We start from the raw sequence: 26008 nt of genomic DNA, 5'->3' as shown, positions 1-26008 counted from the left end.
ATAGACAATTATTTTGTCATATTGACAAAAAAATGCTTATTTTTTGAAGATTAACCATTTAAACTATAAATATGGAAGAGTACTTACCGTTGATTATTCAACTAATTTCTGGTGCTGCAGGCGGAAATCTTGCTGCAAAATTATTGCCTAAACTGAATCTTGGAACGCTGGGGAATTCCATTTCTGGAATCCTCGGTGGAGGATTGGGCGGTTACTTGTTGGGAATGCTAGGTCTAGGCACCGATGGAGGAATGGATATATCCGGAATCCTTGGAAGTGTTGCTGGCGGTGGCGTTGGCGGTGGTGTAATTATGGCCATTGTAGGTGCCATAAAAAGCAGTATGTCCAAGTAAACGGAAAACAAGAAGTGAAAAAGGAGCCAGCTTGGCTCCTTTTTTGTTTGTAACCCCACTTCCAAATTTCTACATTTGGGCAAACAATTGGGTTCCATGAAATACCATCAGATCAGTAATCAGCTCTTTATCAAAAATCGCAAAAAATTTATGGCCCTCATGAAGCCAAAAAGTATTGCGGTATTCAATTCCAATGATATTTATCCCATTAGTGCCGACAGCACCATGCCGTTTGAACAGCATCGAGATATTTTTTATCTAAGTGGCGCAGATCAAGAAGAAACCATTTTGGTTTTGTTTCCAGATGCGATGGATAAAAAACACAGGGAAATTATGTTTGTTAGGGAAACCAATGAACATATTGCGGTTTGGGAAGGAGCCAAACTGACCAAGGAAAAAGCTACCGAGGTATCTGGAATTGAAACTATTTATTGGCTTACTGATTTTGACAAGATTTTTTTTGATATCATGACCGAAGCGGATACGGTCTATTTTAATACCAACGAGCACTACAGGCAATCTGTGGAAACCCAAACGCGCGAAGACCGTTTTATTGCCAAATGCAAAAATGATTTTCCAGCGCACCAATGGGCAAAAAGCAATCCCATTTTACAACAAATACGGGGGGTAAAAGAACCCGAGGAAATTGCTTTGATGCAACAGGCTTGTGATATTACCGAAAAAGGGTTTCGAAGAATTTTGGAATTCACTAAACCTGGAGTTTGGGAATATGATTTGGAAGCAGAGTTCTTGCATGAATTTATTAGAAATCGCTCTAAAGGATTTGCCTATACCCCAATTATTGCTTCGGGGAATAATGCGAATGTGCTACATTATATAGAGAACAATCAACAGCTAAGGGATGGGGATTTAATTCTAATGGATTTGGCTGCTGAGTACGCGAACTACGCCAGCGATATGACCAGAACTATACCTGCTAACGGAAAGTTTACCGCACGACAAAGGGCGGTGTATGATGCTGTGCTTAGGGTAAAAAAAGAAGCAACCAAAATGTTGGTGCCAGGAACTATTTGGGCAGAATACCATAAAGAAGTTGGAAAAATCATGACTTCTGAGTTGCTGGGGCTTGGATTGTTGGACAAGGCCGATGTACAAAACGAGGATGCAACCTGGCCTGCCTATAAAAAATACTTTATGCATGGCACCAGTCATCACATAGGTTTGGACACCCATGATTATGGCGAACTGAAAACACCTATGAAAGCCAATATGGTCTTTACCGTGGAGCCAGGAATTTATATCCCTGCTGAAGGAATGGGCATTCGTTTAGAGGATGATGTGGTGATTCAAGAAACAGGAGAGCCCGTTAACTTGATGAAAAATATTCCTATTGAAGCAAATGAGATTGAGGAGTTGATGCAGGCATAGCCTGACCAGTCTTTTCCCGTAGCCTCAAGCACTGTGGAAGGATGTGTCATATATCATCAAAAATCCTAATTGAAGCGTGAAACTGATAACCTTTTTAGCACAACAACCAGACATTGAAAAGAAGATGGAAGAGGCTCCAGACAGTGCCTATGAAATAGGTGTGGTCATTGGTAGCTATTTACCTTTTGTTGTATTACTAGGGATTGCGTATGCCATTTATTATTATAACAAAAGGAAGAGAGGGTCTTAATGAATTGGAAGTAAAGCCTTGTCCTTTCAAATGGTATATCCATCAATCCTAGGTTGATTTTAAACTTAAATTCCGCTAACTTCACTTATCAGTCGATATAGTCCATTGAAACGGACCATATCTTTTTAGTTGGCACTAATTTGAAAAACGATATGAATAAAATTTTAGCAATAGCAATCCTATTAATAACGACTCAAAATTTAATATCTCAAACTGCACAGGAACTGAACTCTAAAGGAATTGAATTTGCGAAAAAAGGTAAAATAGATAAAGCATTCTCAATTTTTGAAAAAGCAATAAAACTTTATCCAGATTCACCAGGACCATATTCTAATAGAGGAAATGTATACCGAATGAGAAAAGAATATGAGTTAGCTTTATCTGATTATTCCAAATCTTTAGAATTAAATCCTGATAACTTAAGTGTTCTTTACGCAAGAGCTAACACTTATATGGACAATAGCAACTTTGAAATGGCAATTTCTGACTATTCAACTATTATTGAGAAAAAACCATCATTCTCTGATATATACTTTGACAGAGCTTATGCCAATATAAGATTGGAGAACTATGAGAAAGCAAAAACAGATTTAGAATCTCAATTAGAAATAACACCAAAGGATTTTAAATCATTGGCAAATCTGATTAACATAAAAAAGAAATTAAAATTATTTGATGAAGCCTTAGCTGATTATCAAAAGATAGTAAACGAATTTCCAAATCAACCAAACCTTCATATTCTTTATAATAACTGGGCTAGTCTTTACAGAGAAACTGAAAAACCTAAAGAAGCTCTTGAAAAAATAAATGAAGCTTTAAAACTAAAAAAGAATTATGACATTGGACTATTCAACAGAGCAGGTATTTATTTGGAACTCGGCGAGGAAAAAAATGCCTGCAAAGATTTTAAGAAAGCACTCAAATTAGACCTTGAAAAGAATGAGCATTTTGAAGCTGACGAAGATTTTGAAAAACTTAAAAAATTGTGTGAATAAAAACTAGTGCCAACACCGTATATAATTTATTGCTAGTTCTAGCCTAATTACGAAAATCCTTGCGGATTTTCTATTCGGTTTGTATTTGCTAAATTAAGTGCTTAAAACACGCAACAAACCATATACAAACACGATAAGTGCCCTAATTTTTTAGCTTTAAAACAATATGGCATCAAATAAAGTTATCATTACTTCTGTAATAATTTATATTGCCATATTGGTGCTGATGTATGTAAGTTACTCAAACCAACAATTTACAGGGAGTGATGCTGCGGGAAATGGAATGGCTGCGGGGCTTACCTTTTTTTATGGGCTTGGAATATTATTTTTGATCGCGGTAATTTTTACGATTATAAATGCCTTCTTTTTCAAAGGGATTACCGCCACTTGGGTTAAGTTTCTTTTCTTCGTCCCAATAACATTACCAGTACTACTATTTCTTATCACATTTTTTGAAATAGGAACTCCCAGACAAGCAAGCATAGAAAAACAAGTGCATAGGCTTACATTTGAAATTAGAACCAAAGAAAGTTTAAAAGACGCAACTTTTTCATTCAGAAGTTCCAAAGGAGGATCACATAGTAAAATGAGGAACGAAAAAGTAGAAGATGATTTTTACATCTACGAAAATAGGAATGCTATTTTTTATGAGGATAAAAGAAAGTTTTACATCAGGTTTAATGGATATGAAACCCCGGAGCAGTATTTGGATATTCCATATGAACCTAAGACAATCCCATTTACAAACTGGGGAGTGCTCCATGGAATAAAGGGGGACACTCAAGATACCATTAAGCTTGAGTTTAGGTATAAAATTACCAAGTAGGCTGCTTGAAAGTAAGAACTAACAAAATGGTAATGACCATTTTATTTAAAACTTCCATCAAACAAATCATAACATTGATTTATTTATGTACAAGAGCAATTGATTAACGCTCTCTTGATTCTAAACTTAAATTAGGCTAACTTCACTTGAGTGCCCTGAAATTATTTTAGTATCGGTCACTAGAAAATCATTAAAGCCATTTTTAGCTTAACGTTATGCGCACCCAATAAAATGAAAATACTAACCAAAGGGCAATATTTTGGAAATCAAAATTCAGAAGCTTCCTTCAATGGGGTTTTATTGTCGCAGTATACTTATACGGGAATTAAAACAGATTGGCATTACCATGAAAACCCCTATTTTATGTACGTATTAAGTGGCAATATGAAGGATTGCAATACAAGGTTAAAAACATTGTGTCCTTCTGGTAGCTTAATGTTTAATAATTGGCAAGAGCCACATTATGGGTCCAAACATTCTGATAATGCTAGTGGATTCCATCTAGAATTTGAGAAAAATTGGCTGAAAAAAAATAAAATCCCTTTGAGCTTGTTAGAAGGTAGCCAACTTATTGAAAACCCAAGACTACACTTTCTGTTTGCAAAATTATATCGTGAATTTTTACTTTCTGATAATTACAGTGAAGTGTCCGTTGAGGTTTTATTACTGCAAATCTGTGAAACTTTAAGTAACCTAAATAAAACTAATACACAAAACAATCCTGCTTGGGTAGACGGATTAAAAGAATTACTACACTATGATACTGCTGTGCTAAGCCTGGAATATTTATCCAATGAGCTAAAAGTACATCCTGTACATATCTCAAGAGTTGCATCAAAATATCTTTCCATAAGCCTTGGGGAATATATAAGACAACATAAAATTAAAAAGGCCATTCCACTTTTATGGGATGCTTCCAAATCATTAACGGAAATTACATATCAAGTGGGTTTTTCGGATCAAAGCCATTTTAATCGTGTATTCAAATCTTATTTTAACATGACCCCCAGTGCATATCGAAAATCATTGAAGAATTTTTGATCATGTTAAGCTCATACAATTTTTAAAAATTCCTGAAACCTACTTTAGCTCTTTATAAAAACTTAACACATGTTAAAAAGAGTATCGATTTTAGTAGTTCTATCCATTTCCACATTAATAAGTTGTGCACAGAACAACAAGCAAAACTATCATGGAGAGTGGATAGGCTTTTTGCCAAATAAAAGTAGTTTCAATTTTCAGGTATCATTAACAAAATTAGAAAGTAACAACTACCACTTGACCATATCAAACGATGAAATTCTCATCAATGAAAATATAGTGTCAACCAGCAAAGATGATATTGTATTTAATATAGATCAACAGCTATTTTTTAATTTGAATTATGATTGGAACGGACAAATACTTGTGGGGTTTATTAAATCCGGAAGGTTTTTTTACCATGTTAGTTTACAAAAGATGGACGATACCAAGTTCGTGGGAGCTTGGAACCCATTTCTATTAGATAATGGGTTGCAGTCCAATGATATTAATCTTTATGTAGAAAACACAGAAGATGATAAACTAGTCGCCTATCCCTTTTTGGGAGACCAAAGATCTAGGGGGATTTGGACGAGCGCTTTTAAAAAGGAAGGAAACGTACTGCTATTTCGAGACCAAAATTCGGGATTGAATTTTCGCGCGAAGTTATTGGGAAGTAAAATCGAGCTTGAGATTTTATTAACCAATGCTTTAATAACAAAGACAAGCCTAACGTATTCTAAAGATGGTTGGGAATACAAGACAGATTCACTGAAACAATCCCAAAACGCCAATACACCGGAGCAATTAAATGATGGTTGGACTACAGCTAACATCAATGACCATGGTATCAGTAAAACTGAGTTGGTTGGGTTAATCGATGATATTCATTCCAAAAAATTGGTGAACACGCATAGTGTGCTAATCGCGAAGGAAAACAAACTGGTGTTTGAAAATTATTTCGATGGCTTTAATGCCAATATCCCTCATGATTTACGTTCGGCTTCAAAGAGTATTTCATCTGCCATGATAGGTATTGCTATGGATGATAACATCATAGAAAGTGTTGACCAAAAGTTATATGACTTTATTCCTGAAGCATATCAGTACACAAAGGACTCATTGAAATCCAAAATCAGCATTAAAGATTTATTGACCATGAGCTCCGGATTGGATGTGAATGATCTAGCATCCGAGAACTATTATCAAGATCCAAACAATTCTAAAAGTTGGCTAACTACAGTTTTGGAAGCCCCTATGGTAAAAGAGCCGGGCACCTACGCTGATTATGGCTCCGCAAATCCTTTTTTATTGGGGGTATGTTTAAACGAACGGTTGAACATACCACTTGAAATTTATATGGATGAAAAGCTTTTTGCACCCTTAGGGATTACAAATTATATCAATCAAACAGATGATACAGAAACAATACCCTATTTTGGAGGAGGTATGCTGCTAACACCCAGAGATTTGCTCAAGTTTGGGCAGCTGTATCTTGACAAGGGCAACTGGAAAGGAAAACAAGTTATTTCAGAAAAATGGGTAGAAGAATCGTTCAAAAAACATGCACGATTACAAGATGTAAGAGATAAAAATGAGTACGGATACCTATGGTGGCATGACACTTATGTTATAAAGGGAAGAGCCATTAAATCTATTGAAGCAAGAGGTGCAGGAGGGCAATTTATTTTTATAATTCCTGAGCTGGAATCGGTGGTTGTGATAACCTCTGGAAATTTCCGAAATAGAAAGGGAAATCAATCCAGAGAAATTTTGAGAGAATATATACTTCCGGCAATGCAAAATTAAAACCCAAAAAGCAGGCAATACCCCCCCATATGATTTTCCCTTAAGGGGCCCCATCAATTATAAAGAGAGATTTATCCATTTATAGGGTAGGTCTGTCAAATTCGCTAAAAGTCTTGGCGTAAAATCCTCGACCTTCATTGATCATCCGATATGGCTAATAGACAGAATAATGGCCATTAAAGAAATTGCAATAGGCCTTTTTATCTTAATGAGTATTATGGATTGTAACTCACAAAATTTTGATGAACACCTACAACTAAAGCTGAAATTGGCAGAAAAGTATACAAAGAATACTTCCTCGCAAAATATTCAGCAGGTCGATAAGTCTATGCTGGGTCAATATACCAACAATATAATGGGTTCAACATATTCTAATAGTATACTCTATGCCCATTCGATCTATAAATTCGAATACATAGGTCAGGCATATGGGTATTATGACAGCGGAAAATTTACCCGGGAAGAAAATGTTATAACATTTTCTTCCTTAATAAGTGAATTCTCTTATAACCTAGGTTGGGCAGTGTCACAATAAAGTGGTGGATATGTCGGGGGTGACCTTTACTTTGGATCAAGTCAAGGTCAATACTATGGATGTTTCTTATCGCTTAACCAGTTTTGGTCAGAAGGCTGAGGAATTAAACCTGATAAATCAACAAAGTTGTGTATGGATAAAATAAAAAGAATTTTTAATAGAATACTTGATACTTTTATATTATGGACTATACTCATAGGGTTTGCACTTATTCTTATAGGTTTAGGCCATGTGGGAAGATTTTATACAGCTACTGCTGAACCAAATTTCCCTATGGCAATAGTTGGAGTAATAATCCTAATCCCATTTTTTATTTATTTCTGTTGGCCTAACAGAAAACTGGATAAAAACCAAAAAAAAGGGGAAGAAAAACAGGCCGCAGAATTTGTTAAACTCAAATCCAATTCTAAAACAGATAGAACTAAATTTAGGTGAGCTAAAAATTATCTCTTTCAATGATAAAAAATCTGACTTTCATAACTCAACTGTTGGTGAATTAAATGAAAAAATTAATCAAGACAACAACTCGATTAACAAAGTAGTATTTGAGTTTTTACTATTTGGTAAAAAAATATATTCATTAGTAACAGATAAGAGCTTAGATAACTTAAGAAAACACTTTGTCATAAAAAAAACCAAATTACATTATGACAATGGGGATAAAATCTATATAGATTTTGGCTTCTTAGAAATAAAAATGTGGCTAGCACTGACTATAAGTTCATTGTTTCTGATCTTTACTATCGGAAACGTCATGGCGGCTGAACTTATTTCGCGCACTTTCCCTATCATAGGGCCGAGCAACGCACTATAGCCATAACGATAAGTTCCATTCCCAAAGTCCTTACTCTGTTTTACCTTTAGGAGATTGGCCCCGACAAAAACCGCTAAGTCAGGCAACACCCATCCCATATGATTTTCCCTTAAGGGAAATTATATTGAAATTGTAACTCTTTTCTTCACCATATGTCAACTATAAATAGGCATAAATCACTCCATACTGCCAAACCATCAATCGAGCAGGAATTTTAGAACGGAATTCCCGGAACTTCGCTTAATAATATTGGAAATCATAGAACCAAACTGTCTTAACTATTAAATATCATGAGAAAAAATATTCTAGCCGTATTATGTTTGGTGAGTATTGTTAACCTAACTTCTTGTAGTGTAGATGAAGAACAAATTATTGAGGAACTATCTTTTGCTGTAAACGGAAGAAATGTTTTCTATTCAAATCCTAATGCAGGGCTGAATATTTTTGATGAGCTGGTTGTAACGGGAACAACAGAAGGGTCAGATGAGTCCATAACCATTATGTTTTTGAACAATACAAATGGGACATTTACCCAAGATGACATTGATGATACACAGTCCGTTTTAGCAAGTAATTACGATATTGAGTATAGGGACGAAGGGGATAATTCTTATCACTATACCGAATTGGAGGCGAATTCAAGTTTTTCAATTACCGTGGGGGAATTTAGCAAGGATGAAGGTGGCTTGGTAACGGGAACTTTTAGTGGTGTTTTATATGGCAGTATATTCAATGGTTCTGCTGTCCCAGATAGCGTAATCATCAGCAATGGAAAATTTAAGGTAAAAAGAGCCGATTCCAGTCTGGAAAATATTTATTGAGCTATTGCTAAATCTATTTTAGTATAGGGTTAATAGCACAAACCCAAAAATTCATTTACAGGCTGTAATAACTAAAGTTTGAAAAATGATTTACGAATTAATAATTGGAATGAGTTTATTTTTTGTTGTAATTGGATATGTGATAACCTGGGATAATGCGGAGCATCTGCTATCGGGGTACAACACGTTAAGTGAAATCGATAAGCACAAGGTAGATATTAAAAAGTATATTTCTTTTTTCCGAAAGTTTCATATTTTCTTTGGGGTTTTATTTTTGATATGTGGGATAATTTTGACTTATTGGATTAATGAAGATGCTGGTGCTTTTTTTTTAATGTTTTGTCCTGGTTGTTGTTATGTATATTTTATTGGTATGGGTTCAAAATATTCAAAAGACCAGAATATTAATATATTCCCTTTTGGAAAAATCAACTAGGTAATTTTAAAATGCGATAGATAGTAATTGGATTTTTCCTTGCTATTAGCTAAATGGGAGTTCTTTGTGAAAAGTAAATGGAGTTTTGTCTTTTTACAAGTTCAAGCCATTAATCTTTATTTGATTCTTAACAATAACCATAGAACTTTACGTAACGGATGATATCGTCAATTGAATCTGACGATATCTTGAAAGTCAAGTTGCCCTTAAAGCCTATCCTGATTTTTGCCCATAAAATTGGCCAAAACAAAAACCACCAAAGCAGGTAACACCCATCCCATATGATTTTCCCCTAAGGGAATCCATTGGGTAAAAGAAGTTATAGCATCTCCAAAACCAATGCTTCCTAAAAAGTCAGGGATGCTAAACAGCACCGTAGTCGCAACCACCCACCTAAAGACTTTGGGCGAAGCAAATTTATCAGGGACCACATTTAATAGAATCAGGACAATAGTAATAGGATAGATAAACATCAATGCAGGCAAAGCCACTGCAATAATGTACCCTACATTAAATTGCCCCATCAATACTCCAAGAATACAGCCAATAATGGCGGTGATAACATAGGCCTGTCTAGAATCGTTAAATCGGCCTTTTATAAAGTCGGCCGTTCCCGTTACAATACCGACCGCAGTGGTAAAACAAGCAAGACTCACCAAAATACTCAGCATCAGATTTGCAGTGCTACCCAATGTTTTTAAGCTAATACCGCTTAAAAGGGCAGTTCTCGAGATTTCGGGATCAAAAGCATCATGAAACAATGCCCCGGTGATAATAAGTCCAGTGTAGATTAAAAAAAGACCAAGTCCTGCCAACCAACCCGCTTTTCGGATCAAGCTTTTTTTAACTTCATAAGAAGCGGCACTATCTTTAAGATTGATGGAAATAATAATCACCCCACCTACCACAACGGCACCTATGGCATCAAAGGTTTGATACCCTTCTAAAATTCCGTGGGTAAATGGACTTTTAAATGCTGTTATTCCAAAGTCAAAATCCAAAGTAAAGATGGCGGTTCCTATAATAAGGAGTAGAATTAGTAATATGCCAGGGGTGAGAAACTTGCCTACCACATCTAAAATCTTTGAGCGGTTCACCACAAAAATGTAAACCAGGGCAAAATAAATAATACTGGTAATCAATGAAGAGGAATCCCATAAAGGTTGAATGGCCATTTCATGTGTAACCGAAGCGGTTCTCGGTGAAGGCAATGAAATGGAAATGGCATATACAAGATAACAATACACTAAACTGAAAGTAGGGGATACTTTCTTGGCAAAATCGAACATCGTGCCTTGCAGCTTGGCATGCGCCAGAATGCCCAAAATGGGAATTAAAACTGCAGAAATACAAAAACCAATGGCGACCAGCCACCATAAATTTCCAGACTTAAACCCTAATTGAGGTGGAAGTATTAGGTTTCCTGCTCCAAAGAAAAGAGAGAAAAGTGCAAATGCTGTAATGGCGATGGTTTTCTTGCTCATGTATTGTTAATAATTTTTTGTTAAAATAAATCAAAATACTATATTTAGACAATGTAGTTTAACGGTTGAAAATAACTTTTTATCGATAAGAGTGCATTTCATCGAAAAAAGACCTTTACAAATAAGTTGACAAAATAAAAAGTTATTAACAGGCGTTGCTTATATAAATGATTAATTAAAATTCAATATCATATAAAATAAAATTACAGTAAATAGTTTTTGCGTTTTTTCGATCCCCAAATCGTACTAATACGCTTCCCAAACAAAACCTAACTTATGAAAACATCTACTACCCAACATGGCAACAAATTCTCTTCTTTCTTCTGTAACTTATTCGGGCATCACTACGTAGTGTCCAAAAGAGTTACACAACACATTAAAGAGTACAAGTGTTTACATTGTCAAAAAGAAGTTACCACAGATGTAAGCGGTAAACTATCTGCGTTGACCCCACAAATGCAGGACATCAATAGTACTTTGGAAGACATGTACCGTAAAAGACATAATAGACAGGTTCCTCAAGTAGCATAATTTGAGTTTTACTTTCTAAAGGATAATTTCAAGGTTTATTCCCGGAAATTAAGAAAGCGCTTTGTCTATTCAGTCCTGTGCCCCATGACCGTATAGCAAGAAATGCTCTTGGTTTTCGGGATTTTTTTATGAAGAAAATGAATTCCATCCCTGTGCTGATAATGGAATTTTGGTATCTCCCCTAGTAATTAAATGTGCCCCTTCTTCTTTCATTGCCATATGCCCAATAACAGTTAAGTTGGGATTGCCCTTTATTTTTGGAAAATCGGACTGGTCAATAGTCAACAACAATTCATAATCCTCACCGCCGCTCAGGGCAATCATAGTAGAATCCATTTTAAATTCTTCTGCTGCGGAAATGACCGTAGGGTCCAAAGGAATTTTATCTTCAAAAAGATTACAGCCCACTCCGCTTTGTTCACACAGGTGTAAAATTTCAGAAGAAAGCCCATCACTTATGTCAATCATTGCAGTTGGTTTTACCTCAAGTTTTTCTAAAAGTTCAACAATATCCATTCTAGCTTCAGGCTTTAATTGACGCTCCACAACGTAAGAATAAGGCTCAAGGTCGGGCTGATTGTTGGGATTCACTTTAAAGACTTCCTTTTCTCGCTCCAAAACTTGAAGCCCAAGATACGCGCCACCCAAGTCACCCGTAACCACCAACAAGTCGTTTGGCTTTGTGCCTTTTCGATATACAATTTCATTTTCTTCAGCAATTCCTAAAGCCGTAATGCTAATGAGCATGCCTTTTGTAGATGAGGTAGTGTCGCCACCAACTAAATCCACCTTGTACATTTGACAAGCCATAGCCACACCCTCATAAAACTCTTCAAGTGCCTCTATGGGAAATCTGTTGGAGACTGCAATGGAAACTGTAATTTGAGTCGCCATTGCGTTCATGGCATAGATATCGGATAGATTTACGATCACTGCTTTATAGCCCAAATGTTTTAATGGCATATAGCTGAGGTCGAAATGAACCCCTTCCACAAGCATGTCTGTAGTGACAATTGTTTTCTTGTCTTTAAAATCCAAAACAGCGGCGTCGTCACCAATTCCTACAATGGAGGAACTCTGGTTCAGCCCAAAATTTTTGGTCAAATGTTTTATCAGTCCAAATTCTCCTAAATTCTCCAACGCTGTTCGCTGCTGATTCTTATCTTCTATCATTCGGCAAAAATAAACAGGATAATTATAAATTGTATCTTTAGTAGAAACTTAAAATTGCTATAGAATGTTGAGACCTACTTTATTGGCGCTTCTTGCGGTGCTCGTACTTTTCGGATGTTCAAGTGATGATGGAAGTGGCTCCGGTTCGGATGGTGATAATATGAATGGTACCAATCTAGGTACTGGTCTGGTAGCTACAAGCGCCACTCCATGTCAAGGAGGCACCGCTTCGATTTACTCCTGTAATGGGTACGATTTGTTATTTCAAATGGACCTAAGCGCATTTGCGGCATCTTCTGGGAATGACATTTGGGGTTGGACAGACACCTCCAATAACAAAGAGTATGCTATCATTGGATTGGACAATGGAACTGCCTTTGTCGATATTACAGATACCCAAAACCCTGTTTATCTTGGAAAACTTTTAACCGCTACGTCATCAAGCACTTGGAGAGATGTCAAGGTATTTGGAAACCACGCTTTTATTGTAGCCGAGGCAGCCAATCATGGTATGCAGGTTTTTGATCTGACTAAATTACGGAATGTTGAAAACCCACCGCAACAGTTTACTGCAGATGCTAGATATACGGAAATAGGAAATGCACATAACATTGTGATCAATGAAGAAATGGGGTTTGCCTATCCGGTAGGAACAGCCCGTAATGATGCTTTTAACGGAGGGGTTCATTTTATAGACATTCAAAACCCAACAAGTCCCAATGGTATTGGAGGCTATGGAACAAATGGCTACACCCATGACGCACAGGTAATAACATACAATGGACCTGATACTGATTATACTGGACGGGAAATATTTATTGGAGCTAATGAGAACCAAATCGCAATAGCAGATATTACGGATAAGGCCAATCCGGTTGAGATTGGAACATTGGTCTACAGTAATATTGGCTATACACATCAAGGATGGTTTACAGAAGATCAACGCTACTTCATTTTGGGTGATGAGCTGGACGAAACAGATTTTGGTTTCAATTCCAGAACCCTTGTTTTTGATTTAACGGATTTGGATAACCCAACCTTACATACCACCTATCTTGGCCCAACCGGCGCCATAGATCATAATGGATATGTGTTGGGAGATGAATTTTTCTTGGCGAATTACACAGCAGGAATGCGTGTTTTGGATATCTCCGATATTGAAAATGAAAACATTACAGAAATAGCTTTTTTTGATACGTATCCTTCAAATGATACCGCTAGATTTGATGGGGTCTGGAGTGTTTATCCCTTTTTTGCAAGTGGAAAGATTCTTGTTAATGATATTAATTCGGGATTATTTGTGCTTGAAAAATCCAATTAAAATGGAAGCTGTGAAAAAGATATTGGTAGTTTTTGCGCTTATTGCTTTTGGGTCATGCACTAGTGATAATTCCGAAACAAATCCTATAGAAGAAGTTACTTTTTTAGGGGAAGTGGATTGGGTTAAGAGTTTTGGCGGATCGGGAGAAGATACTGCACAAGCGGTAATTCAAACTTCAGATGGGGGCTTTGCCGTTTTAGGATATAGTAGCAGTACTGACGGAGATATCGTTGGAAAAACCACTGCGGTAAATGACTATTGGTTGCTAAAATTAGATACAGAAGGCAATTTACTGTGGAACAAGACATATGGCGGAACTAAGGACGATAGAGGCCAGTCCGTTGTGCAAACCTCAGATGGAGGTTATGCCATTGTGGGTTATGCCATGAGTGATGATGGCGATGGCAGCAATAATGAAGGCTTTCATGATAACTGGATTTTACGTTTAGATGCTAATGGGAATATCTTATGGGAAAAGAGTTTTGGGTTCTCTGGCCATGATCATTCCTATGACGTTACCCAAACCTCGGATGGAGGATTGTTCTTCGCAGGATTTTTGGATGTTACCTCATCGGGCGGGGAAGGTAATACAGGAAAAGGAAGTTATTTGACGCGTCATGGCGTTGGAGAGTTTTGGGGTACAAAACTGGATATTGATGGCAACCTGGTTTGGCGTAGATATTTTGGAGGCACCAATAATGACAGATCTTTTGGGGTATTGGAAGCAAATGATGGAGGACTATTGATGGCCGGAGCATCAGAAAGCAACGATTTTGATGTGTCAAATTCCAAAGGCAGTTATGATTTTTGGGTGGTAAAAGTAAGCAGCACTGGAACACTGCTTTGGGAAAGTTCTTTTGGTGGAACAGGGATTGATAAATCCTATGACATTGTAAAAACAAATGACAATGCATACGTTATTACAGGAAACACCTTTAGCACAGATACCGATATTTCAAGGAATAATGGCGAATCGGATGTTTGGCTGATCAAGATTGATGACAACGGCAATCTTGTTTGGGAAAAAACATTTGGGGGCACTGCTTTTGATGCTGCCAGGGGACTTAGCACAACCGCAGATGGAGGCTTTGTTATTGCAGGAAATTCAAAAAGCGTAGACGGCGATCTTCAGGAAAATAAAGGAGAAAACGACCTTTGGATCATAAAAACAGATTCCGCAGGAAACCTCACCTACCAAAGTACCTTTGGAGGTTCTGGTTTGGACTACGGGTTTGATGCTTTGGAGACGGAGGATGGAAGCCTAATTATAGTAGGTGAGACAGCCAGTGAGGACTTTCCTGGTCTTCAATTAAAGGGGATGACCGATCTTGTGGTCATTAAAATAAAATAAACCCCGCTTTTCCATAGATAACACCTATTGGATTATTCGTTATTATAATGTTAGGAAACGTGATAAAATCCTACTTATGACCTATATTTGTTAGCTATTTAGATTAAATCCAATTAAGAATGATTAAAGTTTCAGAAACAGCCAAGCAGAAAGTGGTTGCGATGATGTCAGAGGAAGGCTTTGATGCTACTACTGATTTTGTACGTGTGGGTGTAAAAAGTGGAGGTTGCAGTGGATTATCTTATGAATTAAAATTCGATACATCTTCAACAGATACCGATAAAGTTTTTGAGGATAATGCAGTACGTATTATCGTTGATAAAAAGAGCTTTTTATACTTAGTGGGGACAACCTTGGAATATTCAGGTGGGTTGAATGGAAAAGGCTTTGTCTTCAATAATCCAAATGCCCAGCGCACCTGTGGATGCGGGGAAAGTTTTTCATTATAACCGCGATTGTCAATTGCCAATACACTAACTGAGAACACATGGCATATACAGAAGAAGAATTAAAAAAAGAACTGGAAACCAAAGAATACGAATATGGTTTCTATACAGATATTGAGTCGGATACTTTTCCAAAGGGATTGAACGAAGATATTGTTCGTGCAATTTCCAAGAAAAAGAACGAACCTGAGTGGATGACCGAGTGGCGTCTGGATGCTTTTCGTGTTTGGGAGAAAATGGAAGAGCCAGAGTGGGCAAATGTCCATTATGAAAAACCCGACTTTCAGGCAATCAGTTACTATTCCGCCCCTAAATCAGCAGACCCCAATAAATCCTTAGAGGATGTAGACCCGGATTTGCTGGAGATGTACCGAAAATTAGGAATTTCTGTTGATGAGCAAAAGAGATTGCAAAATGTTGCTGTTGACATAGTCGTGGATTCAGTTTCTGTAGCAACTACTTTTAAAAAGACATTGGCAGAAAAGGGAATCATCTTTATGCCCATTTCCGAAGCAATACAGGAACACCCAGAATTGGTAAAAAAATACATGGGTACTGTTGTTCCAAAAACGGATAACTTCTATGCGGCCCTAAATTCGGCTGTATTTACAGATGGTTCTTTCTGTTACATTCCAAAAGGGGTAAAATGCCCAATGGAATTATCAACATATTTTAGAATTAATGAAGGAGGTACAGGCCAGTTTGAACGGACTTTGGTGATTGCAGATGAAGGTAGTTATGTAAGTTATTTGGAAGGCTGTACTGCTCCATCACGTGATGAAAATCAATTACATGCAGCTGTTGTGGAGCTTATTGCTTTAGATGACGCTGAAATTAAATACTCCACCGTTCAAAATTGGTTTCCTGGAAACAAAGAAGGAAAAGGAGGAGTGTACAATTTTGTGACAAAACGAGGGTTGTGCGAAACAAATTCCAAGATTTCTTGGACCCAGGTAGAGACGGGCTCAGCAGTAACTTGGAAATACCCTTCTTGTATTTTAAAAGGAAACAACTCTGTGGGCGAGTTCTACTCAATTGCTGTGACCAATAATTTTCAGCAAGCAGATACGGGAACCAAGATGATTCACTTGGGTAAAAACACAAAGAGTACCATCATTTCCAAAGGAATTTCTGCAGGAAAATCTCAAAATAGTTATAGAGGATTGGTTCAAATTGGTTCAAGAGCAGAGAACGCACGAAACTTTTCACAATGTGATTCATTGTTGATGGGAAATGAATGTGGTGCGCATACCTTCCCGTACATCGAAGCAAAAAACAAAACAGCTCAGATAGAACACGAAGCTACCACCAGTAAGATCGGTGAAGATCAAATTTTCTATTGTAATCAGCGTGGTATCGATACTGAAAAAGCCATTGCTTTAATTGTAAATGGTTTTAGCAAAGAAGTATTGAACAAGCTCCCCATGGAGTTTGCTGTGGAAGCTCAAAAATTATTGGAAATAAGCCTTGAAGGCTCCGTTGGATAATCAAAAAAGCCATGAAAAAAATACTTGTATCACTTTTAATTATTGGCACGTTTTCTTGTAAGCAGGCGAAAAAAGATGCTGACAAGACTGAAGAGAATATAGTTGAAGCTGTAAAACCAGAAGTTAAGCTTTACACCTTTAGTGGGGGTAATGTACGAGCTAATATGTTGGAACTCTTCTCGCAGGATACAACATACACTGGCCAATCCAAAGAATTTGCAGATGCTTTCTATGTGATAAGCCATCCCAAAGGAAACTTAATGTGGGATGCTGGACTACCTGAAGGATTGGTCGGTCTACCTGAGCCTTTTACATCACCTGACGGTGCTTTTACAGTATCAAGAAAAGATTCGGTTGCCAATCAGTTGGCAAGCATTGGAATGAAAGTAGATGATATTGATTTCATTGCTCTTTCCCATACACATTTTGATCACACTGGGCATGCCAATGTGTTTGCTGGATCCACTTGGCTGGTGCAACAAGCGGAGTATGATTTTATTACAAGCGAAGAGACTCAAAAAAACAATGCTGATAATTATAATGCCATAAAAGCACTTCAAAACACCAAAAAGTTTACTGGCGATTTTGATGTTTTTGGAGATGGTAGTGTAGTCATAAAATCCATGCCAGGACATACACCAGGGCATCAAGTATTGTATTTAGACATGCCAGAACACGGACCGCTTTTGCTATCTGGAGATTTGTATCATTTTTATGAAAACAGAGAACATCAAAGAGTACCAAGTTTTAATTTTGATGTAGACCAGACCAAAGCTAGTATGGCTGCTTTTGAAGCTTTTGCAGAAGAAAAGGGAGCAAAAGTGTATTTACAACATGCCAAGGGAGATTTTGAAAAACTGCCTAAGGCACCCAACTTTTTAAAATAATATTGAATTACAAGAGAATGCTAGAGATTAAGGATTTACACGCAAGCATAGAAGATAAAAAAATCTTGAACGGAATCAACCTTGAGGTGAACGCAGGAGAAGTTCATGCTATTATGGGGCCAAATGGTTCAGGGAAGAGCACCTTGGCATCTGTGATTGCCGGAAAAGAAGAGTTTGAAATAAAGAAGGGCAGTCTTGCTTTGGATGGTGAGGATTTAGAAGAACTAGATCCGGAAGAAAGAGCACACAAAGGAATCTTCTTATCATTTCAATATCCAGTTGAGATTCCTGGGGTTTCTGTGACCAATTTCATGAAAACGGCAATTAACGCATCTAGAAAGGCAAGAGGCTTGGAGGATATGCCTGCAAACCAAATGCTGAAACTGATTCGTGAGAAATCGGAAATGTTGGAAATTGACCGAAAGTTTTTATCGCGCTCCCTTAATGAAGGATTTTCCGGAGGAGAGAAGAAAAGAAATGAGATTTTTCAGATGGCAATGTTAGAACCTAAGTTGGCTATTTTGGATGAGACAGATTCAGGATTGGATATTGATGCACTTCGTATTGTCGCAAACGGAGTGAACAAGCTTAGGGGAAAAGACAATGCTATTATCGTGATTACCCACTATCAAAGATTGCTGGAATATATTGTACCAGACTTTGTACATGTCTTACATGATGGAAAAATTGTGAAGTCAGGCACCAAAGAGCTGGCTTTGGAATTAGAAGAGAAAGGATACGACTGGATAAAGCAGGAAACGGTAGTATAACAGATAATAAGATTTCAGACATCGGGTCTCAGGAAACTGACAACTGAACACTGACAACTGAACACTGATATAATGGATTTAAAAGATAAATTACTTTCTTCTTTCATAGCATTTGAGAACAATGTGGATTTGGACCACCCTGTGCACGAGGTTCGTTCAGAGGCCATCAAGAATTTTGAAGAAAAAGGCTTTCCTTCCAAAAAAGAAGAAGCTTGGAAATATACGTCCCTGAATGGTATTCAAAAAGTGGACTTTAGTATTTTCCCAAAAAAGGAAAACACACTTGAATACAAGGACATTAAAAAGTATTTCTTGCATGAAATAGATACCTATAAGATTGTATTTATTGATGGCGTGTACAGCTCGTATCTATCGGAAACCACCCATGATGGTGTAGATGTATGTTTGATGAGTGCCGCATTGACCAAACCGCAATACAAGCAGGTCATAGATGTGTATTTTAATAAAGTGGCTTCTAAAGATGAGTCTTTAACTACTTTGAATACGGCCTTTAGCAAAGAGGGCGCCTATATCTATATTCCAAAGAACAAAGTACCTAAGAAGCCTATTCAAATAGTGCATTTGGCAACGGGTAATGAAGCTGCTTTAATGCTGCAGCCTCGAAACTTGGTAATTGTTGAAGAAAATGCTGAGGTTCAAATTATAGAACGTCACCAAAGTTTGACGGGGAATGAGGTCCTTACCAATTCCGTGACCGAAATTTTTGCAGCCAAGGATGCCAATGTGGATTACTACAAAGTGCAGAATGATGAGAACACAGCATCGCTGATCGATAATACTTATATTTCTCAAAAGGATAAAAGTGTTGTTCGCGTGCACACCTTTTCGTTTGGCGGGAAACTTACTCGGAACAATTTGAACTTCTATCAAAATGGAGAATATATGGACTCTGTGCTTAAAGGAGTTACCATTTTGGGTGAAAAGCAACATGTAGATCACCATACATTGGTACACCATGCGCAACCTAATTGTGAAAGCCATCAAGATTACAAAGGTATTTTTGGGGAGAAGTCTACGGGAGTTTTCAATGGGAAAATCATTGTTGATAAGATAGCCCAAAAAACCAATGCCTTTCAGCAGAACAATAATATATTGATTAGCGACAAGGCTACGATCAACACAAAACCACAATTGGAAATTTTTGCAGATGATGTAAAATGTTCCCATGGATGTACTATTGGACAGTTGGATGAGGATGCCTTGTTTTATCTGCAGTCCAGAGGAATTCCCAAGAAAGAGGCAACGGCTTTGTTAATGTATGCCTTTGCCAATAATGTTTTGGAAAGTGTTCGTATCCCTGAGCTTAAGACTAGAATCAATAAGATCATTGCCAACAAACTTGGCGTTCGTGTAGGATTTGAATTGTAATGAGATATTGTTTTCCCACTAAAGGGAAATCCGAGCAATGATACAGACAGCTTTAGATATTGAAACCATACGCAAAGACTTCCCTATTCTAAATAGGAAAGTCAATGGAAAGCCATTAGTGTATTTGGATAATGCCGCTACATCACAAACACCCCAGCAGGTTATTGATGTTATCGTTGACTATTACCAAAATTACAATGCCAACATTCATCGTGGCGTGCATAGTCTTTCACAAGAGGCCACGGATGCTTATGAGGCCGCACGAATTAAAATTCAGAAACACTATAACATCGCTAAGACTCATGAAGTAATTTTAACTTCAGGGACTACGCATAGTATTAATTTGGTAGCAAACGGATTTACATCTTTTGTAAAAAAAGGCGACGAGATTTTGGTTTCGGCCATGGAACACCATTCCAATATAGTGCCATGGCAAATGCTTTGCGAACGTACCGGAGCTATTTTAAAAGTAATACCAATGAACCAGAATGGGGAGTTGGTTATGGAGGCGTTTCATGATTTACTTTCGGACAAAACCAAGATGGTGTTTTGCAACCACGTATCCAATGCTTTGGGAACAGTTAACCCGATAAAAGAAATTATTGAAGCGTCCCACAAAGTGGGAGCAGCGGTTTTAGTTGATGGTGCACAAGCTGCCCCTCATATAAAGGCAGATATGCAAGCTTTGGATGTGGATTTTTATACCGTTTCTGCGCACAAGGTTTGTGGGCCAACCGGAGTAGGAATGCTTTATGGTAAAGAGGAATGGTTGAATAAATTACCGCCCTATCAAGGAGGTGGAGAAATGATTGCCGAGGTTACTTTTGAAAAGACCACATATGCCGATTTGCCACATAAGTTTGAAGCAGGAACTCCCAATATTTGTGGCGGAATAGCTTTTGGCGCGGCTTTGGATTATATGAACAGTATTGGTTTTGATGCGATTGCCCAGTATGAAGAAGAACTGCTTCAATATGCCACAGCACAACTGCTTGCGATTGATGGTTTAAAAATCTATGGAACCGCCAAAAACAAAACCTCAGTTATTTCCTTTAATATTGATGGGATTCATCCGTATGATATCGGAACTATTTTAGATAAATTAGGCATAGCGGTCCGCACTGGTCATCACTGCGCACAGCCCATTATGGATTTTTATAAAATCCCAGGCACCGTTAGAGCTAGCTTCAGTTTTTATAATACAAAAGAAGAAGTGGATGTTTTGGTTGAAGGAGTGAAACGAGCCAGAAATATGTTGCTGTAACACAGAAGTTATCTTTATCTTAAAGGTTTGATTAACAACCATCCTAATTGTATTTTTGAACAAAACTGACACATGACCATAGAAAGTATTCAGGAAGAAATTGTAGATGAGTTTTCCATGTTTGATGATTGGATGCAACGTTATGAATACATGATTGAACTGGGCAAATCACTTCCCCTGATTGATGGGCAATACAAAACAGATGATAACATCATCAAAGGCTGTCAAAGTAAAGTGTGGGTTCATGCAGAATTGGATAATGACAAATTGGTCTTTACAGCGGATAGCGATGCAATAATTACCAAGGGAATTATTGCCATTTTGATTAGGGCATTTAGCAATCAGAAACCGCAAGATATTATTGATGCCAATACAGATTTTATTGATGAAATAGGTCTTAAGGAGCATCTTTCGCCAACAAGGGCAAACGGATTGGTAAGTATGGTAAAGCAATTAAAATTGTATGCCATCGCCTATCAAACCCAATTAAATTGAGAGAAATGAGTGAAGAAGTCGTAATAGATACACAAGAACTGGGAGAGAAAATCGTAAAGGTCCTTAAGACCATTTATGATCCTGAAATTCCGGTTGATATATATGAGTTAGGCCTTATTTATGATGTTTTTGTAAATGAGGATAACGATGTAAAAATTTTAATGACATTGACATCGCCCAATTGTCCCGTAGCGGAAACATTACCTGTTGAAGTGGAGGAAAAGGTAAAATCCTTAGATGCCTTAAAAGATGTTGAAGTTGAAATTACTTTTGACCCTCCTTGGACCCAAGAATTGATGAGCGAGGAAGCCAAATTGGAGTTGGGAATGCTTTAAGTAAAATAAGATATCAGACCTCGGATATCAGAAATTAAATAAAATGGATAAGGGGTTTGAACAAATAGTTTCATGGAGAAAGGCTAGAGAGCTCAACAAAGAAATATATCAGATTACGGATGAGAAGGTTTTTTCAAAAGATTTTGCACTACGTGATCAGATAAGAAGAGCATCTATTTCAATTTCTTCTAACATTGCAGAAGGTTATGGAAGAAAAACGAACAAAGAATTCATTTACTTTTTAAATGTTGCTAAAGCATCATGTTATGAAGTAAAATCCCAATTATATTTAGCTTTAGATGTAAATTATATCAATAAAAACATATTCGATAAGACTTATGGTGTTTGTGATGAAATTTCCAAAACTATTCACGGCTTAATAAAACATTTGGAAAACAAAAAGTAACTTTAAGGTATTGGAACGCAGATGTCAGAAATCTGATAACTGAACACTGACTTCTGATATATCTGAAAACCTATGTCTGAAATAGTAAACAGAGTAGCTCAAAGTAAGTTAATCACTTTTGATCTTGAGGATTTATATCCAAAAGGGGAGAGGGTAATATTGGATATAAAAGACTGGCTTTATGAAGGGATTATTTTAAGGGAGAAAGAATTCAGAAAACATTTGGAAGAACATGATTGGACAATGTATAAAGATGCTTATGTTGCATTGACTTGTTCCACGGATGCTGTAATTCCAGGATGGGCGTATATGTTAGTGGCATCCAAATTGAATCCCTATTCTAAAAAAGTTGTAATCGGTAGTTTGGAAGATTTAGAACTATCCTTGTATCAAACACTTTTGGAAGCTTTGGATGTTTCAGAATTTAGGGATAAACCTGTCATCATTAAAGGATGCTCTAATAAACCAGTACCTGAAAATGCCTACATCTTGGCAATTTCTAAAATTCAGCAAGTTGCAAAAAGCGTCATGTATGGCGAAGCCTGTTCTTCAGTACCGTTGTTCAAGAAAAAATAGAGTTATTTCTTGTTTGGACAAGAGATTACTTTAGGAATATGGAGTATGCCCGGGCCAAATCAGACCCATTGTTTAGTTCATAAAGAACTTCTTCGTTTTTCCATACCTTAGCTACTGTGTTATCACCTTCATCCACATGGCCTGCAACATACACATCAGAACCAACAACAAATATACCATGGGCATCTGCTAAGGCAGATCCATCAGTTAGGGTATAAAGAATTTGTTCATTCTTCCAAACTATTAGAGTGTCGCCATTTATTGTGTTTTCAAGCCCTACCACATATACGTCGGAATCTACAACAAATACTGACCGAGCATCGGCATAGTTAGTGCCATCGGTTAGATTAGTGGCCACACCATTCTTCCATATTTTAGCAGCATACTCGTTTACAATTTCCTCCTGTCCAACGGCATAAACATTAGAGCCATCTACAAACACTGATCTTGCATCACCATTGTTAGCTTCATCTGAAAGCGTATGAAGTAATACATCATTTTTCCAAATCTTGGCCACATTTTTAAGAGCTTCATTACTTTCATTTCCTGAGACATAAGTATCCGATCCAACAACAAATATGGAATATGCTCTTGCAGAAGTTGTACCATCTGTCAATTCATGAAGCAGTTCACCATTCTTCCAAACTAAAGCAACATCACTGTCTCCATCATCATCATTTCCTGCGACATACACATCAGAACCAACCACAAATACCGATCTCGCTTCTGCATAGTTAGCTCCATTGGTAAGTTGAGAGATTGCCCCATTCTTCCAAATAGCTGCTTGGTCATCACTACTTTGTCCAGCAACATAAACGTCTGCGCCATTTACGAACACAGAACTGGCATCTCCTGCATTCGGGAGTTCTTCGGCTATGCCGTTTGTCCATAACTTTACTACATCTGTATCGCCATCACTCTCAAAACCAACTACATAAACATTCGGTTTTATGGTTACCGTTGCCTCAACTTCGTTATCACCAACGATAGCCGTGATAATTGTGGACCCAGCTGCTACTCCAGTAATTTTCCCATTATCATCCACTATTGCCACACTTTCATCGTTAGAGCTCCAGTCTACATGAGTATTCGCATCAACACCAGAAGCAAAAGACAAAGTCTCTGAATCTAAAGTAAAGAGTTCAATATCAGTTTTGTTGAGAGCTACGTTATTGGATTCTTCATCTTGAGTTACAGTAAAAGTACCTCCGGTATCGGTTTTTCCTCCAACGGTGACACTTACCTTACCTGTTGCGGCCCCGTTGGGAACGGTAATAAAAAGCTCTGTTGTAGAAGCGCTGCCGACTGTGGCAGTAGTGTTCCCAATTTTTACGGTATTGGCTGCTACAGTACTTCCAAAGTTTTTCCCGGTTATAAAGATTTCTGTACCCACGGGCCCAGAGGTTGGGCTAAAACTTGAGATGTCCGGACCACCTTCTTCTGGGGTTGTTGGGGAATCATCTTTTTTTGTACAGGAGAGAAGGAGTAAACCGAAAAATAAGATTGACAAACGCGTAATTGCAATTTTTTTCATGATAAGTGGATTTAACAACTTTCAAGAAAGGTGAAATAAAGTTTGGTAGGTAAATGGAATTTGTATAAGTCCTGTTTGGATTGATGAATGTCTTTTTTTAAATGTGACTTTTCTTACTTTTGGGGTTCTAAACACAAAACTCCATACTATGAAAAAACTGCTTTATGTGGCAGTAGCATTTTTTGCGCTTGCTGCAACCTACGCACAAACAGAAGAAGAATTAAAAGCTCAAATTGGTCCTAAAAAAGATTCCATTGCGAACATTCAAGGAAGGGTAAATGCCCTTCAGTCACAATTGGATGCTTTGCCTGGCTGGAAAATAGGCGCTTTTGGAACGATTGGTGGAAGCCTCTCAGGATTCAACAATTGGTTTTCGCAAGGTATTCCAAACAACAATTCAGGAACAATAGGGTTTACCGTAAACGCGTTTGCAAATCAACAAGAAGAAAAGTTCTTTTGGAGAAATGCTGCAAATGTTAACTTAAACTGGGTAAAACTGGATGATAAAGATGATCCAACCGATGACGATGGTTTTCGAGAATCCACAGATGTATTCAATATCTCGTCACTTTATGGGTATAAATTGAGTGATAAGTTTGCTATATCCACTTTGGGAGAATACCGCACTACAATTTTGAGCAACTTTAATGACCCTGGTTATTTAGATCTTGGGGTAGGTGCTACATGGACTCCAATACCAGATTTAGTCGTGGTCATTCATCCCTTGAACTACAATTTTGTATTCAGCGATGAGGATACAATTTTCAACTCGTCCTTGGGCGCAAAAATCGTAGCGGATTATACCAAACAGATTGGTGCGGTAAGTTTTAAAACAAACCTATCCATGTTTCAAAGCTATGAAAGCGGAGACTTGAGCAATTGGACCTGGACCAATTCTTTCGCCTATACCCTATGGAAAGTAATAGGTGTAGGCTTTGATTTTGGTCTACGCAACAACAAGCAAGAAACGCTTAACTATATTGTGAACAATGCACCAATTCCTGATCCAACTGCGACATTTGATACTATCGATAATGAGCTGCAAACCTACTGGACTCTAGGGTTAAGCTATTCTTTTTAATAGAAGACAGAATATGAAACAAAAAAGCCCTCAAATTTGAGGGCTTTTTTGTGGGGTTAAATTCGATTTGTGGGTGTTAATTAAACCAAGGTCTAAGTAGGTTAAGCTTATGGAAGACCAGGTCGTAACAGTAACACTTAAAAACAGTATGAAAGTAACTTTTCTGTGGTTTGTGCTTAAACTTTTGTTGTGAACAACTCAAAAGATGTGGTAGAAAATGTTAACGCTTG

28 protein-coding genes are annotated in these 26008 nt (G+C 37.5%); 25 read left to right on the top strand and 3 right to left on the bottom strand.

The window, feature by feature from the left end; genetic code table 11:
- Window positions 1–71: 71 nt before the first annotated feature.
- The 11 genes from FVB32_RS04440 (at window position 72) to FVB32_RS04395 (ending at window position 9248) form a co-directional block, all read left to right on the top strand.
- Entirely contained in the window at window positions 72–353 is a 282-nt protein-coding gene (locus FVB32_RS04440; protein ID WP_147741564.1) for a hypothetical protein, read from the top strand.
- Window positions 354–449: 96 nt separating this feature from the next.
- Window positions 450–1742 carry an aminopeptidase P N-terminal domain-containing protein gene (locus tag FVB32_RS04435; protein ID WP_147741562.1) on the top strand — a complete coding sequence of 431 codons (1293 nt, stop codon included), beginning with the start codon at window positions 450–452 and terminating at the stop codon, window positions 1740–1742.
- A gap of 76 nt (window positions 1743–1818) precedes the next feature.
- Window positions 1819–1992, top strand: a complete 174-nt coding sequence (locus tag FVB32_RS17685; RefSeq protein ID WP_187269541.1) for a hypothetical protein — start codon at window positions 1819–1821, stop codon at window positions 1990–1992.
- 152 nt (window positions 1993–2144) lie between these two features.
- On the top strand, window positions 2145–2987 hold the full coding sequence (locus FVB32_RS04430; protein ID WP_147741561.1) for a tetratricopeptide repeat protein: 843 nt from the start codon (window positions 2145–2147) through the stop codon (window positions 2985–2987).
- Window positions 2988–3153: 166 nt separating this feature from the next.
- Entirely contained in the window at window positions 3154–3813 is a 660-nt protein-coding gene (locus tag FVB32_RS04425; protein WP_147741559.1) for a hypothetical protein, read from the top strand.
- 231 nt (window positions 3814–4044) lie between these two features.
- Window positions 4045–4854, top strand: a complete 810-nt coding sequence (locus FVB32_RS04420; protein WP_147741557.1) for a helix-turn-helix domain-containing protein — start codon at window positions 4045–4047, stop codon at window positions 4852–4854.
- A 69-nt stretch (window positions 4855–4923) separates the two neighbouring features.
- Window positions 4924–6642, top strand: a complete 1719-nt coding sequence (locus FVB32_RS04415; protein ID WP_147741555.1) for a serine hydrolase domain-containing protein — start codon at window positions 4924–4926, stop codon at window positions 6640–6642.
- A gap of 169 nt (window positions 6643–6811) precedes the next feature.
- Window positions 6812–7177 carry a hypothetical protein gene (locus FVB32_RS04410; RefSeq protein WP_147741553.1) on the top strand — a complete coding sequence of 122 codons (366 nt, stop codon included), beginning with the start codon at window positions 6812–6814 and terminating at the stop codon, window positions 7175–7177.
- Window positions 7178–7309: 132 nt separating this feature from the next.
- Window positions 7310–7612: an RDD family protein gene (locus tag FVB32_RS04405; RefSeq protein ID WP_147741551.1), complete on the top strand. Its 303-nt coding sequence runs from the start codon at window positions 7310–7312 to the stop codon at window positions 7610–7612.
- Between the two features lie 669 nt (window positions 7613–8281).
- A complete protein-coding gene (locus FVB32_RS04400; RefSeq protein ID WP_147741549.1) occupies window positions 8282–8812 on the top strand; it encodes a DUF5025 domain-containing protein in 531 nt (176 codons plus the stop codon).
- 85 nt (window positions 8813–8897) lie between these two features.
- Window positions 8898–9248 carry a DUF3784 domain-containing protein gene (locus FVB32_RS04395; RefSeq protein ID WP_147741547.1) on the top strand — a complete coding sequence of 117 codons (351 nt, stop codon included), beginning with the start codon at window positions 8898–8900 and terminating at the stop codon, window positions 9246–9248.
- Window positions 9249–9454: 206 nt separating this feature from the next.
- Here the strand turns inward: FVB32_RS04395 and brnQ are convergent, their stop codons facing one another.
- Complete coding sequence (gene brnQ, locus FVB32_RS04390; protein WP_147741545.1) at window positions 9455–10732, bottom strand: branched-chain amino acid transport system II carrier protein; 1278 nt, start codon at window positions 10730–10732, stop codon at window positions 9455–9457.
- A 276-nt stretch (window positions 10733–11008) separates the two neighbouring features.
- Between brnQ and FVB32_RS04385 the strand changes: the two genes are divergently transcribed.
- The gene (locus tag FVB32_RS04385; protein WP_147741543.1) at window positions 11009–11263 is read left to right on the top strand and encodes a hypothetical protein; all 255 of its coding nucleotides are present in this window, start codon (window positions 11009–11011) and stop codon (window positions 11261–11263) included.
- Between the two features lie 126 nt (window positions 11264–11389).
- On the opposite strand, the gene thiL is transcribed toward FVB32_RS04385, so the two are convergent.
- Window positions 11390–12436 carry a thiamine-phosphate kinase gene (thiL, locus tag FVB32_RS04380; RefSeq protein ID WP_147741541.1) on the bottom strand — a complete coding sequence of 349 codons (1047 nt, stop codon included), beginning with the start codon at window positions 12434–12436 and terminating at the stop codon, window positions 11390–11392.
- 64 nt (window positions 12437–12500) lie between these two features.
- Between thiL and FVB32_RS04375 the strand changes: the two genes are divergently transcribed.
- The 12 genes from FVB32_RS04375 to FVB32_RS04320 all read left to right on the top strand — a co-directional run bounded on the left by FVB32_RS04375 (window position 12501) and on the right by FVB32_RS04320 (window position 23163).
- On the top strand, window positions 12501–13757 hold the full coding sequence (locus FVB32_RS04375) for a choice-of-anchor B family protein (protein ID WP_147741540.1): 1257 nt from the start codon (window positions 12501–12503) through the stop codon (window positions 13755–13757).
- A 1-nt stretch (window position 13758) separates the two neighbouring features.
- A complete protein-coding gene (locus FVB32_RS04370; protein WP_147741538.1) occupies window positions 13759–15108 on the top strand; it encodes a hypothetical protein in 1350 nt (449 codons plus the stop codon).
- A gap of 119 nt (window positions 15109–15227) precedes the next feature.
- Window positions 15228–15557 (top strand): HesB/IscA family protein, encoded by a 330-nt coding sequence (locus FVB32_RS04365; RefSeq protein WP_147741536.1) that lies wholly within the window; start codon window positions 15228–15230, stop codon window positions 15555–15557.
- A gap of 38 nt (window positions 15558–15595) precedes the next feature.
- Window positions 15596–17041 carry a Fe-S cluster assembly protein SufB gene (sufB, locus tag FVB32_RS04360; protein WP_147741534.1) on the top strand — a complete coding sequence of 482 codons (1446 nt, stop codon included), beginning with the start codon at window positions 15596–15598 and terminating at the stop codon, window positions 17039–17041.
- An 11-nt stretch (window positions 17042–17052) separates the two neighbouring features.
- Complete coding sequence (locus FVB32_RS04355; RefSeq protein WP_147741532.1) at window positions 17053–17928, top strand: N-acyl homoserine lactonase family protein; 876 nt, start codon at window positions 17053–17055, stop codon at window positions 17926–17928.
- Between the two features lie 17 nt (window positions 17929–17945).
- A complete protein-coding gene (sufC, locus tag FVB32_RS04350; RefSeq protein ID WP_055395521.1) occupies window positions 17946–18698 on the top strand; it encodes a Fe-S cluster assembly ATPase SufC in 753 nt (250 codons plus the stop codon).
- 72 nt (window positions 18699–18770) lie between these two features.
- Window positions 18771–20087, top strand: coding sequence for a Fe-S cluster assembly protein SufD (gene sufD, locus FVB32_RS04345; RefSeq protein WP_147741530.1), 1317 nt, complete (start codon window positions 18771–18773; stop codon window positions 20085–20087).
- 37 nt (window positions 20088–20124) lie between these two features.
- Complete coding sequence (locus FVB32_RS04340; RefSeq protein WP_147741528.1) at window positions 20125–21351, top strand: aminotransferase class V-fold PLP-dependent enzyme; 1227 nt, start codon at window positions 20125–20127, stop codon at window positions 21349–21351.
- Between the two features lie 72 nt (window positions 21352–21423).
- On the top strand, window positions 21424–21846 hold the full coding sequence (locus FVB32_RS04335) for a SufE family protein (protein WP_147741526.1): 423 nt from the start codon (window positions 21424–21426) through the stop codon (window positions 21844–21846).
- 5 nt (window positions 21847–21851) lie between these two features.
- Window positions 21852–22181 carry an SUF system Fe-S cluster assembly protein gene (locus FVB32_RS04330; protein ID WP_147741524.1) on the top strand — a complete coding sequence of 110 codons (330 nt, stop codon included), beginning with the start codon at window positions 21852–21854 and terminating at the stop codon, window positions 22179–22181.
- A gap of 43 nt (window positions 22182–22224) precedes the next feature.
- The gene (locus FVB32_RS04325) at window positions 22225–22587 is read left to right on the top strand and encodes a four helix bundle protein (protein ID WP_147741522.1); all 363 of its coding nucleotides are present in this window, start codon (window positions 22225–22227) and stop codon (window positions 22585–22587) included.
- A gap of 72 nt (window positions 22588–22659) precedes the next feature.
- Window positions 22660–23163 carry a DUF2480 family protein gene (locus tag FVB32_RS04320; protein ID WP_147741520.1) on the top strand — a complete coding sequence of 168 codons (504 nt, stop codon included), beginning with the start codon at window positions 22660–22662 and terminating at the stop codon, window positions 23161–23163.
- A gap of 25 nt (window positions 23164–23188) precedes the next feature.
- Here the strand turns inward: FVB32_RS04320 and FVB32_RS04315 are convergent, their stop codons facing one another.
- Complete coding sequence (locus tag FVB32_RS04315) at window positions 23189–24697, bottom strand: IPT/TIG domain-containing protein (RefSeq protein ID WP_147741518.1); 1509 nt, start codon at window positions 24695–24697, stop codon at window positions 23189–23191.
- A gap of 148 nt (window positions 24698–24845) precedes the next feature.
- Here FVB32_RS04315 and FVB32_RS04310 point away from each other — a divergent pair, with 148 nt between their 5' ends.
- Entirely contained in the window at window positions 24846–25778 is a 933-nt protein-coding gene (locus tag FVB32_RS04310; protein WP_147741517.1) for a DUF3078 domain-containing protein, read from the top strand.
- Window positions 25779–26008: the final 230 nt, after the last annotated feature.

The organism is Flagellimonas hymeniacidonis (assembly GCF_008040165.1).
GTDB lineage: Bacteria > Bacteroidota > Bacteroidia > Flavobacteriales > Flavobacteriaceae > Flagellimonas > Flagellimonas hymeniacidonis.
The sequence above is the reverse complement of the archived record's forward strand: the minus strand, read 5'-3'. Positions and strand labels throughout refer to the sequence as shown.